The organism is Streptomyces sp. CNS606 (genome assembly GCF_000426325.1).
Genome location: NZ_AUFD01000021.1, coordinates 85,636 through 98,480, shown reverse-complemented (window position 1 = coordinate 98,480; position 12,845 = coordinate 85,636). Strand labels below are relative to the sequence as shown.

At 70.9% G+C, this 12,845-nt stretch carries 8 protein-coding genes; 4 read left to right on the top strand and 4 right to left on the bottom strand.

Annotation, left to right across the window (positions count from 1 at the left end):
- Positions 1–190: 190 nt before the first annotated feature.
- Positions 191–1,981: an arginine--tRNA ligase gene (gene argS / locus K304_RS0116150; RefSeq protein WP_027764597.1), complete on the bottom strand. Its 1,791-nt coding sequence runs from the start codon at positions 1,979–1,981 to the stop codon at positions 191–193.
- A 143-nt stretch (positions 1,982–2,124) separates the two neighbouring features.
- Between argS and lysS the strand changes: the two genes are divergently transcribed.
- Complete coding sequence (lysS, locus tag K304_RS0116145) at positions 2,125–3,891, top strand: lysine--tRNA ligase (protein ID WP_027764596.1); 1,767 nt, start codon at positions 2,125–2,127, stop codon at positions 3,889–3,891.
- A 74-nt stretch (positions 3,892–3,965) separates the two neighbouring features.
- Here the strand turns inward: lysS and K304_RS0116140 are convergent, their stop codons facing one another.
- The 3 genes from K304_RS0116140 to K304_RS0116130 form a co-directional block, all read right to left on the bottom strand.
- Positions 3,966–5,624 carry a DUF2637 domain-containing protein gene (locus K304_RS0116140; RefSeq protein WP_486591691.1) on the bottom strand — a complete coding sequence of 553 codons (1,659 nt, stop codon included), beginning with the start codon at positions 5,622–5,624 and terminating at the stop codon, positions 3,966–3,968.
- 49 nt (positions 5,625–5,673) lie between these two features.
- Positions 5,674–6,366, bottom strand: a complete 693-nt coding sequence (locus tag K304_RS0116135; RefSeq protein ID WP_027764594.1) for a DUF3558 domain-containing protein — start codon at positions 6,364–6,366, stop codon at positions 5,674–5,676.
- Positions 6,367–6,441: 75 nt separating this feature from the next.
- Positions 6,442–7,455 carry a hypothetical protein gene (locus K304_RS0116130; RefSeq protein WP_027764593.1) on the bottom strand — a complete coding sequence of 338 codons (1,014 nt, stop codon included), beginning with the start codon at positions 7,453–7,455 and terminating at the stop codon, positions 6,442–6,444.
- Positions 7,456–7,650: 195 nt separating this feature from the next.
- On the opposite strand from K304_RS0116130, the gene K304_RS0116125 reads away from it, so the two are divergent.
- From K304_RS0116125 to K304_RS0116115, 3 genes are all read left to right on the top strand, one after another.
- Positions 7,651–8,844: an RtcB family protein gene (locus K304_RS0116125; RefSeq protein ID WP_027764592.1), complete on the top strand. Its 1,194-nt coding sequence runs from the start codon at positions 7,651–7,653 to the stop codon at positions 8,842–8,844.
- Between the two features lie 313 nt (positions 8,845–9,157).
- Positions 9,158–10,912 (top strand): BCCT family transporter, encoded by a 1,755-nt coding sequence (locus K304_RS29380; protein ID WP_051308518.1) that lies wholly within the window; start codon positions 9,158–9,160, stop codon positions 10,910–10,912.
- 158 nt (positions 10,913–11,070) lie between these two features.
- Positions 11,071–12,786, top strand: a complete 1,716-nt coding sequence (locus K304_RS0116115) for a BCCT family transporter (RefSeq protein ID WP_394813637.1) — start codon at positions 11,071–11,073, stop codon at positions 12,784–12,786.
- Positions 12,787–12,845: the final 59 nt, after the last annotated feature.

The window sequence follows — 12,845 nt, the reverse complement described above, 5'->3', positions numbered from 1 at the left end:
ATCCTCTCGGCGGCGGTGACGTGACGTCAGCGCGGAGGATGCTACCGGCGAGGGGCGCGGCGCGCGCCGGTTCGAAGCATCAGCGTCGCAGGAGTGTGTCTGTTTCCAGTTCGATCTTCGCGCCGACCATCCGTGGGGTGGTCGGTCTGGAGAGACGGACCACCCCATCGGAGGAGCGCGAAGGCGCGTACTACAGGCGCTCGGGTGTGCGGATGCCGAGCAGGGCCATGCCCTGGTGCAGCGTGCGCGCCGTGAGGTCGCAGAGGAACAGCCGGTTGGCGACCTGGTCCGGGCCGCCCTCGGCCTTCAGGACCGGGCACTGGTCGTAGAAGGTCGTGTAGAGCGACGCGAGCTGGTACAGGTACGCCGCCAGCTTGTGCGGCTCGTACAGGTCCGCCGCACCCGCGACCGTGTCGGCGAAGTCGTCCAGGTGCAGGGCGAGCGCCCGCTCCGCCGGCTCCAGGGACAGCTCCGCCTTCGCCACGGGCTCGGCGCCCTCCGGCGCCTTCCGCAGGATGGACCGGATCCGTGCGTAGGCGTACTGGAGGTAGACGCTGGTGTCGCCGTTGAGCGAGACCATCCGGTCCAGGTCGAAGACGTAGTCGCGGGTCATGGAGTTGGACAGGTCGGCGTACTTGATCGCGCCGACGCCCACCTGGGAGGCCCGCTCGGTGATCTCTGCCTCCGACAGCCCCAGGTTCTCGCTCTTCTCCCGGACCACCTCGGCCGCCCGGCCGACCGCCTCGCCCAGCAGGTCGACCAGCCGTACGGTCTCGCCCTCCCGGGTCTTGAACGGCTTGCCGTCCTTGCCCAGCACGGTGCCGAACGGCAGCTGCCGGGCCGCGCCCTCCGGCAGCCAGCCGGCCCGCTGCGCGGTCTCGAACACCATCCGGAAGTGCAGCGCCTGCCGCGCGTCCACGACGTACAGCAGGGTGTCGGCCTTGAGGTCGCCGATCCGGTTCCGGATCGCGGCCAGGTCGGTCGCGGCGTAGCCGAAGCCGCCGTTGGACTTCTGCACGATCAGCGGCGTCGGGGTGCCGTCCGGGCCCTTCACGTCGTCGAAGAACACGCACAGCGCGCCCTCCGACCGCACCGCGACCCCCGATTCCTCGAGGTCCTTCACCACGGCCTGCAGGTCGTCGTTGTAGGCGCTCTCGCCGACGACGTCCTCGTCGGCGATCTCGACGTCGAGCCGTGCGTAGACGCCCTGGAAGTAGATCTTCGACTCGTCGACGATCTTGTGCCACAGGCCGAGGGTCTGCGCGTCGCCGCCCTGGAGCTTCACCAGGCGGTCCCGGGCCCGCTCCTTGAAGTCCGGGTCGGTGTCGAAGAGCACCCGGGAGGCCTTGTACAGCCGGTTCAGCCGGGCCATCGCGGCGTTGCCCTCGACGTCCGCACCACCGTCGCCGGCCGCGGCGTCCGACGCGTGGTCCAGCTCGTGCGGGTGCTCGATGAGGTACTGCGTGAGCATGCCGAACTGGGTGCCCCAGTCGCCGATGTGGTGCCGCCGCACCACCTTCTCGCCCCGGTGCTCCAGCAGGTTGACCACCGCGTCGCCGATCACCGTCGACCGCAGGTGGCCGACGTGCATCTCCTTGGCGACGTTCGGCTGCGCGTAGTCCACGACCGAGGTGCCGGGGTCGGTCTTGTACGGCACGCCGAGCCGGTCGTCCGCCGCCCGGGCCGCCAGGGTCCGCACCAGCGCCGCGTCGGCGACGGTGATGTTGAGGAAGCCGGGGCCGGAGACCTCGATCTCCTTGATCTCGTCGTTCGCCGGGAGCGCCTCGACGACCTTGGACGCCAGCTCCCGCGGATTGCCCTTGAGTTTCTTCGCGAGCGCCAGCATGCCGTTGGCCTGGAAGTCCGCCCGGTCGCTTCGGCGCAGCAGCGGGTCGGCGTCCGCCGACTCGGGCACCGCCGCCGAGAGGGCTTCCGCGAGGCGCTGGTGGACCGCAGCGGAGAGGGACTGGACCGAGGCCATGGAGTGGGTCACCGTTCTGTCGGCGTGGAAAGGGATTGCCGACCAGTATCCCACGGCGCCCACCGTGGCCCGCGACCCGATTTCCGGATGGGACAATGGGTGCGCACCCCTGTCGACGCACACACGAGAAGGAAGTACCGGACGTGGCACAGACCACCCCCGAGGCCGACTGGGTCTCCCGTATCGCCGATGACGTCATCGCCGAAGCGGAGCGCCGCGCCCCCGGGAAACCGGTGGTGTGCGCCTCCGGCCTCAGCCCCTCCGGGCCGATCCATCTGGGCAACCTTCGCGAGGTCATGGTCCCGCACCTGGTCGCGGACGAGATCAAGCGGCGCGGCGTGCCGTGCGAGCACATCATCTCGTGGGACGACTACGACCGGTTCCGCAAGGTACCGGCCGGTGTCGCGGGCGTCGACGCGTCGTGGAGCGAGCACATCGGCAAGCCGCTGACCTCGGTCCCCGCGCCGCAGGGCAGCGCGTACGGGAACTGGGCCGAGCACTTCCGCACGGCCATGTCCGACGCGCTGGGCGAGCTGGGCGTGGAGTTCCGCGGCATCAGCCAGACGCAGATGTACACCTCCGGCGCCTACCGCGAGCAGATCCTTTTCGCCATGCGCGAGCGCGCCCGCATCGACGCCGTGCTCGACCGCTACCGCACGCTCGACAAGAACGCGCAGGGCGGCCAGGGCGGCGGAAACGGCCAGGGCGGCGGCAAGAAGGGCAAGCAGCAGCAGAAGCCGAAGGACGCGGCCGAGATCGAGGCGGCCGAGGGCTCCGGCGCGGCTGCCGAGGACGACGGCTCGGGCTCCGGCCCCTACTACCCGTACAAGCCCTACTGCGGCGTCTGCGCGCGCGACCTGACCCGGGTCACCGCGTACGACGACGAGAGCACCGAGCTGACCTACGTCTGCGAGTGCGGGCACACCGAGACGGTGCTGCTGCGCGAGTACGACCGCGGCAAGCTGGTCTGGAAGGTCGACTGGCCGATGCGCTGGGCCTTCGAGGGCGTGACCTTCGAGCCCAGCGGCGTCGACCACCAGTCGCCCGGCTCGTCGTTCGTGGTCGGCGGGCAGCTGGTGCGGGAGATCTTCGGCGGCGAGCAGCCGATCGGCCCGATGTACGCCTTCGTGGGCATCAGCGGCATGGCCAAGATGTCCAGCTCGCGCGGCGGGGTGCCGACCCCGTCCGAGGCGCTGGAGATCATGGAGGCGCCGCTGCTGCGCTGGCTCTACGCGCGGCGCAAGCCGAACCAGGCGTTCAAGATCGCGCTCGACCAGGAGATCCAGCGCACCTACGACGAGTGGGACGCGCTCGGCCGCAAGATCGCCGACGGCTCCGCGCAGCCGGCGGACCTCGCCGCGCACCTGCGCGCCTCGACCACGGCCGCGGGCCCGTTGCCCACGACGCCGCGGCCGCTGCCGTTCCGCACGCTCGCCTCGGTGGCCGACGTCACCGCCGGGAACGCGGAGCAGACGCTCCGCATCCTGAGCGAGCTGGACCCGGAGCGGCCCGTGCGCGACCTGGACGAGACCCGGCCGCGGCTGGACCGCGCCGAGCGCTGGATCACCACGCAGGTGCCCGCCGACCAGCGCACGCGGGTGCGGGACGAGCCCGACGGCGTCCTGCTCGCCTCGCTGGACGAGGAGCAGCGGGAGTCGCTGCGCCTGCTGCTCGACGGGCTGGACGAGCACTGGTCGCTGGACGGGCTCACGTCGCTGGTCTACGGCGTGCCGAAAGTGCGGGCCGGGCTGGCGCCCGACGCCAAGCCGACGCCCGAACTGAAGGTGGCCCAGCGGGCGTTCTTCGCCCTGCTGTACCGGCTGCTGGTGAGCCGTGAGACGGGGCCGAGGCTTCCGACGCTGCTTCTGGCGGTGGGCGCGGACCGCGTCCGCAAGCTGCTGGGGGCGTGAGCCCTCCCCGTTGACCGCCCTCGCGAGGGCGGTCAACGGGAGACTGCGGGGCCGGGGAGCGAACTCTCCCGCCGTCAGATGGAGATGCCCATCTCGGAGCTGTAGCGCTCGCGGAACTCGCGCAGGTAGGCGCGCAGGTACGGCTCGCTCAGCAGGTTGCCGTCCACGTTCGTGACACCGAAGCCGTCGTGCAGTGCCCGCGAGAGGTCGCGCGCGGTGGGGCGGCTGCCGTGCGCGGCGATGAACTGCCGGTACGCCTCGTAGTACATCTCTTCGCGGGGGACGCCGTCCGGGATGCCGATCGGCTCGTCGCCCCCGTACGCGTCCGGCTCGGGTTCCGGAACGGGTGCCGGGTGCGGCGCGGGGGCCGGGCCCGGCTCCGGTTCGGGGGCCGGGGGCGCCGGTTCCGGTTCGACGAACAGCTCCTGCTGGCTCGGTGCGTACGCGCCGCGGCCGCCGTCCGGGGCGCCGCTGCGGCCCAGCGGGCGCTGCCGTCCGCCCTGGACGACGGGCACGGTCACCTGCGGATGCCGGCGGCCGGTGTCCTCCGCGTAGGCGTACGCGGAGGACACCGGGGCGGCGGATTCGTCGGGGATCTCGGGGAGCGGGTATTCGCCGGTGGGGGAGACGGCGACCGGCTCCTCCCACCGCGGATCGAGGTCCGGGTGACCGCCGGGGTGGGCGCCCTGGGGCGGCGGGGCGGGTATGTACTCGGGCGCGGGGCGGTACTCGGTGGCGTACTCCGCAGCCATGTCGTGGTCGTACGCGGAGCGTTCCCGCAGCGGCGGTCGTTCCTCCGGTGCGGTGGCGGCGTTCTCCTTGGTGAGGGAGGTCGCCGCCGCGCCTTCGTGCGCACCCCGGGCCTCGGCCGCCGTGCCGCCGTGTGCCCTGCCGTGCGCCGCGTCGGCTCCGCCGCTCGTGTGTGCCGCGCCGGGCGCGTCCGAGGCGCCCGGCAGCAGGGCCCGTCCGGCCCGTGCGGGGGTGTCCGTGCCGGAGGCGCTCTCCGTGCCGGAGGTGAGCCGTGCGGGCACCGTGATGCCCGCCGCCGCCAGACCCGCGGGGCCCGTCTCCGTCAACGGCACGCCGTAGCGGGCGAGTCGGAGCGGCATCATCGCCTCGACGGGTGCCTTGCGACGCCAGCCGCGGCCGTAACGGGCGCGCAGCCGCGCCTCGTACACCAGCCGGTCCTGCTCCATTGCGATGACCTGCTCGTACGACCGCAGCTCCCACAGCTTCATCCGCCGCCACAGTCGGAACGTCGACGGGAACGCCAGCAGCCAGCGGGAGAGCCGTACGCCCTCCATGTGCTTGTCGGCGGTGATGTCGGCGATCCGGCCGATCGCGTGCCGGGCCGCCTCCACGGCGACCACGAACAGCACCGGGATGACGGCGTGCATGCCGACGCCCAGCGGATCGGGCCAGGCGGCGGCGCCGTTGAACGCGATGGTCGCCGCGGTCAGCAGCCACGCGGTCTGCCGCAGCAACGGGAACGGGATGCGGATCCACGTCAGCAGCAGGTCGAGCGCGAGCAGCACCACGATGCCCGCGTCGATGCCGATGGGGAAGAAGGGCGCGAAGGCGCCGAAGCCCTTCTTCTCGGCCAGGTCGCGCACGGCCGCGTACGACCCGGCGAAGCCGATGGCCGCGATGACGACCGCGCCGGTCACGACGACGCCGACGAGTATCCGGTGTGTGCGGTTGAGTTCGACGGACTGCACTGGTGTGGACCCCACCCTCGGGAAGCTGGCGGCGCTCAGCCTTGCACACCTGTGCGGTTTCGCGTCACTCGATGGCGCCGGAGGCCTCCTTCGCCACCTTTTCGGCGTTCTTGCGCACCTCGTCGCGGCTGGGCGGATCCGCGTCCTCGAATCCGGTGCCCTCGTAGTCGACCGTCACGACGACGTTCTGGTCCCGGACCACGACACGGGTGGCGCGGTAGGTGTTGTCCTTCTTCTCGGTCTCGTAGGTGACGGCCAGCGCTTCGTCGCCCACGTCGGAGACCTTGCTCTGCTCGGGCTTCTTGTGCGCCTCGTCGCCCTCGACCGCCTGGACCTCCTGCTGGACGAAGCGCTGCGCCTGCTCGTCGCCCGAGCCGAGCGAGGCGTCGGTGTCGTACCGCTTCAGGGACACCGTCAGGGCGCGGTAGTCGGCGTCGATGTCGCCGCTGCCGCCGCTCCACAGGCAGGCGCCGTAGCTGTCGGTGTCCGAAGAGGCCAGGTTCTTCCCGGACTTGTCCTCCGTGCCGGGCACCACGTCCTCGACGGTCTTCTCGGACACGGCCTTGCACGGGTCCGGCAGGCTCTTGTACGCGGCCGGGTCGGGCTTCTTCCCGCCGGTGCTCGCCGACGCCGAGGAGGAGGGTCCGGTCGGCTCCGGGTCGCCGGAGTCCGAGGAGCATCCGGCCACCAGCAGCACGGGAACGGCCACGGCTGCGCAGGCGGCCCGGCGGGCCAGTCGCGGGGTGATTCGGTGCATGGTTCCTTCGCTTCCGGTTTCTCTTCGGGGTCCGGCCGTCCGGGGTTCCGGCGCACCGGGGTTCGGGGGCCGGCGTCAGCCGTCGGTGAACTGCTCGGCGAGCTGCTGGGCCAGGTCGCGCGCGTACTCCTGGAGTTCGGCGCTCTCCGGCGTGCGGCGCCCGTCGGCGATGGACTGGCTGTACTCGACGGTGACCAGCACGTTGGAGGTGCGGAAGAGCAGGACGACGTCCCGGTGCGCGCTGCGGCCGTCGGCCGACGTCCTGAGCCGGTCGTCGAGGAAGGCGGCGTCGCCGAGGTCGCCGAGCCTGCGGGGCGGCAGCGAGGGCTCCGGCGAGGGGGAGCCGAGCTCGGGCTCGCCGGCCTTGCCGTCGCCGGTGCCGCCGTCGTCCTCCGGGGTGTCCTCCCCGTCGGGCGAGGCGGTCTCCGACCGTTCGCCGGGGGACGCCGCGGCGCGTCCGCCGTCGCGGGCGGCCCCTGCCATCGCGTCGGGTCCGCCGCCCGATCCGCCGTCCGATCCGCCGTCCGGGGTGTCGCCTTCGCCCTGGGCGTCGGTCTCGGTGCCCGCGTCCGGCTCCGGTGTCTGCGAGGGTTCCTCGCCCGGACCCACCCCGGCCTTCTCGGCCCGCCGCTCGAACAGCAGCTCGGCCTGCTCGTCGTCGCTGACCTCGGAGTCGTAGGACACGATGCGCTCGAAGTCGACGTTGAGCCGTCGGCTGCCCAGGCTCGTCGTGCTCTGCCACGTGCAGCCCACGCGCCGGTCGGTGTCGTAGGTGAGGGCGGCCTCGCCCTCCAGCGGCGACGGGACGGCGGAGGAGCCCCCCTCGTCGCCCTCCCCGCCGGTCTCCTGCTCGGCCTTCGCGGCCGCGCCCGGCAGCATCTGCTCCAGCGTGTCGCGGCTCACCGCCCCGCACGGTTCGGGGAGGGTCCGGTAGCGGCCCGGCGGCGCGGGTTCCGCGGCGGCGGTGGCGTCGCCGGGCGTGCCGCCCGTCTCGTCGCCCCCGGAGCCGCCGGTGCAGGCCGTGAGGCCGCCGGCCACGGCGAACGCCAGCGCGGCGCCCGCCAGACGCGTCCTTGCCGTCCGCTGCACCGGTGCCTCCCGCGCTCGAAAACGTGTTGCCGCCCGTATGGGCCGACGGAACACAATGTCTACCGCACGCACCGCACGGCCGTCCGGTCGCGTGGCGCCTATGTGGCGCGAAGTCCGACTTGTTCTTTTTCTTCCTTCGGTGCCGTCCACGCTCGTGCGCTGCACCGCAGGGTCCTTCCGGGGGAGTTGAGTGAGATGTCGTACACCGAGCTGCCCGGTGCACGGGTGCCGATCCGCATGTGGGCCGATCCGGCCACGGTCGAGGACGGCGCGCTGCGCCAGCTGGAGAACGTGGCCACCCTGCCCTGGGTCCGCGGCCTCGCGGTGATGCCCGACGTGCACTACGGCAAGGGCGCGACGGTCGGCTCCGTCATCGCCATGGAGGGCGCCGTGTGCCCGGCGGCCGTCGGCGTCGACATCGGCTGCGGCATGTCCGCCGTGCGCACCTCGCTCACGCAGAACGACCTGCCGGGCGACCTGTCGCGGCTGCGGTCGCGGATCGAGCAGGCCATCCCGGTGGGCCGGGGCATGCACGACGACCCGGTACGGCCGGAGCGTCTGCACGGCCTTCCGACCGCCGGCTGGAACGATTTCTGGGGCCGGTTCGACGGCGTGGCGAGTGCGGTCCGCTTCCGCCGGGGGCGGGCGGAGAAGCAGATGGGCACCCTCGGTGGGGGCAACCACTTCGTCGAAGTGTGCCTCGACACCGAGGGCACGGTGTGGCTGATGCTGCACTCCGGCTCGCGCAACATCGGCAAGGAGCTGGCCGACTTCCACATCGGCGAGGCCCAGAAGCTTCCGCACAACCAGGGCCTGGTCGACCGCGACCTGGCGGTCTTCGTCGCGGACACCCCGCAGATGGCCGCCTACCGGAACGACCTGTTCTGGGCGCAGGAGTACGCGCGGTTCAACCGCGCGCTGATGATGGGCCTGCTCCAGGACGTGGTGCGCCGCGAGTTCCGCAAGGCGAAGCCCAGGTTCGAGCAGGTCATCTCCTGCCACCACAACTACGTGGCCGAGGAGCGGTACGAGGACACGGACATGCTGGTCACCCGCAAGGGGGCGATCCGTGCGGGCAGCGGCGAGTACGGCATCATCCCCGGCTCGATGGGTACCGGGTCGTACATCGTGAAGGGCCTGGGCAACCGCGACGCGTTCCAGTCCGCCTCGCACGGCGCCGGGCGCCGGATGAGCCGCGGCGCGGCGAAGCGGCGGTTCTCCGAGCGCGATCTGGTGGAGCAGACCCGTGGCGTGGAGTGCCGCAAGGACTCCGGCGTGGTGGACGAGATCCCGGGGGCCTACAAGCCGATCGAGCAGGTGATCGAGCGGCAGCGGGACCTGGTGGAGGTCGTCGCGAAGCTCAAGCAGGTCGTCTGCGTGAAGGGCTGACCCTCCGGGCTGCGCCCGGCGCACCGGGAGCCCTCGGTGCGCCGGGCGCCCGCCCCGGAGGGACGCGGCGCCACACCGGATCGTTGCCCAAGGCACCACTCCCGGTCGACAAGCTGCGATAATCAGGGCATACCGAGAGGATGGCGGATAACTGCGGCGCATCTCGCGTTCCGGACTCCGGGTGTGGCGCGGTCTCCTGTGCCACCGGGCAGCCGGGTACCGGCCCTGCCGACCCTGAGCACCGCAGAGGCTCGAGTGAAAGGCCGAGATCTTGCTGAACGATCGCAAGGACGAAGAGCCGAGGGGCGAGGTGATGGGCACCACGCCTGCCGATCACTCTGTGCGCAGGCCCCGTACCGACAGGGTGGTGTTCGGCGTCAGCGCGGGGCTGACCCTGGCGTTCGTGCTGTGGGGTGGTCTCTCCACCGACTCGCTCGCCGACGTGTCGAGCAAGCTGCTCGAGGTGGTCATCCACAACGGTGGGTGGGCGTTCGTGCTCGCCGCCTCCGGGTTCGTCGTCTTCGCGTTGTGGGTGGCCTTCAGCCGCTACGGGAGGATCACGCTCGGTAAGGAGGGTGAGCGCCCGGAGTTCCGTACGGTGTCGTGGATCGCGATGATGTTCAGCGCCGGCATGGGCATCGGGCTGATGTTCTACGGCGTGAACGAGCCGCTGACGCACTTCGTGGACCCACCTCCGGGCAACGAGCCGGTGGACGCGGGCGCCCGTATGGCCGACGCCATGGCCACCACGCTCTTCCACTGGACCCTGCACCCCTGGGCCATCTACGCCGTGGTGGGCCTGGCGATCGCCTACAGCGCGTTCCGCCGCAACCGCCGCCAGACCATCAGTGCCACCTTCACTCCGCTGATCGGGGAGAAGGCGGCCAACGGAGCCCCCGGGCGGGTCATCGACATCCTGGCGATCATCGCCACCCTGTTCGGTTCCGCAGCCTCGCTGGGTCTGGGCGCCCTCCAGATCGGCAGCGGCGTGCAGGAGCTGGACTGGATGTCCACCGTGGGGACGGGTCTCCTGGTCGCGATCATCGCGTTCCTCACCCTGTGCTTCGTCGTGTCGGCGGTCTCCGGCGTGGAGAAGGGCATCCAGTGGCTGTCCAACATCAACATGGTGCTGGCAGCGCTGCTGGTCGTCTTCCTCTTCGTCGCCGGACCGACCGTGCTCCAGCTGGACCTGCTGCCGACCTCGATCGGGGCGTACTTCGCCGACCTGCCGGAGATGGCGGCGCGCACGGAGGCCAGCGCCGGAGACGACGTCGCCACCTGGCTCTCGGGGTGGACGGTCTTCTACTGGGCCTGGTGGATCTCCTGGACGCCCTTCGTCGGGATGTTCATCGCCCGCATCAGCCGCGGCCGGACGATCCGGCAGTTCATCGGCGGCGTGATCCTCGTGCCCAGCGTGGTCAGCCTCATCTGGTTCTCCGTCCTGGGCGGCACCGGCATGCGGCTGCAGGAGAACGGCGCCGGCATCGCCGGCGAGGCGACGCCGGAGGGGCAGCTCTTCGCGGTGCTGAACGAGTTCCCGATCGCCGGGGTCACCAGCCTGGTCGTGATGATCCTCGTCGGCATCTTCTTCGTCTCCGGCGCGGACGCGGCGTCCATCGTCATGGGCACGCTCTCCCAGAAGGGCACTTTGGAGCCGCACCGGTTCGTGGTCATCTTCTGGGGTGCTCTCACGGGTGCGGTCGCCGCCATCATGCTGCTGATCGGGGAGGGCGGCACGACCGCGCTGGACGGTCTGCAGAACCTGACGATCCTCGCCGCGGTGCCGTTCACCGTGGTGATGATCGGACTGTGCGTGGCGCTGATGAAGGACCTGCGCCAGGACGCCAGGATCCAGCGCAGCGAGCGGGGCGAGGAGGCCGTGGAGCTCGCGGTCATCACGGGCTCCGAGAAGTACGACGGCGACTTCGAACTGCGTATCGGCCCCGCAGAGGACGTCGACATGAACGAGGTGCGGCGTCGTGCGGACACTAGTGAGTTGACCAGGATCGAGGCGGAGCACCGGGGCGAGGAGGAGGAGCGGGAGCACCTCCAGCCACGGAAGCAGTGAGGCAGCCTCGCTTTCCGTCGACCGGCGGCCCGGAACGGCCGCCGGTCGATACTTTTTCGTGACGTGTGTTTTCGGCCGTCGTGGGGAGGTGAACGGCTCGCGGGCCGACGTCGTCCCGGCCTGCGGCTTTTCTGCCCCGACAACCGAAGGATGAGTGCGTGTCTGCGCAGACGACGGCGAAAGTGCCGCCCCAGGGAGATCGACCAGGACCAAGAGAAGGCGAACGGACCTCCTCCATCGCGCCGAGGGTCTTCTGGCCTTCAGCGGTGGTGATTCTCGGGTTCGTGCTGTTCGCCGTCATCGGTCAGAAGACGGCCGCCGACGCGGTCGCCACCGTGCAGAGCGAGGTCATCGGCAACCTGAGCTGGTTCTACATGGCTCTGGTGTCGCTGTTCGTGATCTTCTGCCTGTGGGTGGGCATAGGCCGCTACGGCGACATCAGGCTCGGCAAGGACGGGGAACGGCCGGAGTTCTCCGTCGTGTCCTGGCTGGCGATGCTGTTCGCCGCCGGCATGGGAATCGGCCTGGTCTTCTGGGGCGTCGCCGAGCCGCTGAACTTCTTCGACGCCCCGCGTCCCGGCATCGGCTCCTCCGACGCCGCCAAGTCCGAGTTCGCCATGGTGCAGACGTTCCTGCACTGGGGCATCCACCCGTGGGCGATCTACGTGGTCGTCGGCCTCGCCGTCGCCTACTCCGTGCACCGCAAGGGCCGCCCGGTGTCCATCCGCTGGGCGCTGGAGCCGGTCTTCGGTGACCGGATCAAGGGCGTGTGGGGCGACGTGATCGACTCGGTGGCCGTCATCGGCACCCTGTTCGGCGTCGCGACCTCGCTCGGCTTCGGCGTGATGCAGGTCGCCAGCGGCATGGACTTCCTGGGCTGGGTCGACGACGGGGGCAGCAAGACCCTGCTGGTCGTGCTGATCGTGTGCATCACCGGTGTCGCGACGCTGTCCGTGGTGACGGGCATCGGCAAGGGCATCAAGTGGCTCTCGAACGCCAACATGGGCATCGCCGCCCTGATCATGCTCTTCGTGCTGATCGCCGGCCCGACGCTGTACATCGCCAACACCCTCGTCCAGGACACCGGCGGCTACCTCCAGAACCTCCTGTCGCTGAGCTTCGACACCGGGGCGGCGCACGGCGAGGACGGCACCAGCTGGGTCAACGCCTGGACCGTCTTCTACTGGGGCTGGTGGATCTCCTGGGCGCCGTTCGTCGGCATCTTCATCGCCCGGATCTCCCGGGGCCGCACCGTCCGCGAGTTCGTCTGCGGCGTGCTGCTGGTCCCGACTCTGCTGACGTTCGTCTGGTTCTCCATCTTCGGCGGCACCGCCGTCTTCCAGCAGGCGACCGGAAAGCACGACTACGTCGGCGAAGCGGGTGTCAGCACCAACAACGCCCTCTTCGAGATGCTGGACACGCTGCCGGGCGGCACCTTCGTCGCCGGTGTGGCGATCCTGCTGATCGTGCTCTTCTTCGTCACCTCGTCCGACTCCGGTTCGTACGTGGTGGACATGCTGGCGTCCGGCGGCGACCCGAACCCGCCGACCTGGAGCCGTGTCTTCTGGGCGCTGACCGAGGGTGCCGTGGCCATCGCGCTGCTGCTGGCCTCCGGCAGCGGCGGAACGGCCTCGCTGGACACGTTGAAGACGGTGGCGATCCTCGTCGCCCTCCCGTTCAGCTTCGTCATGATCGGCATGTGCGTCGCGACGCTGCGCTCGTTCCGTCAGGAGCGGGAGGCCTACCTGGCCGCCAAGGCCAAGCGGGAGCAGGACAGGATGGTCGACGAGGCGGTGGCCGCGCTCGAGGAGGGCCTCGAGAACGGCACGCTCGGTGCGGAGGGGACGTCGAAGACGTCCACCACGAAGCGCTGACGGCCGCCTGACCGCACGTCACCACGCGGGCTCCGCACCGGTTCTGGACGATGACCGGA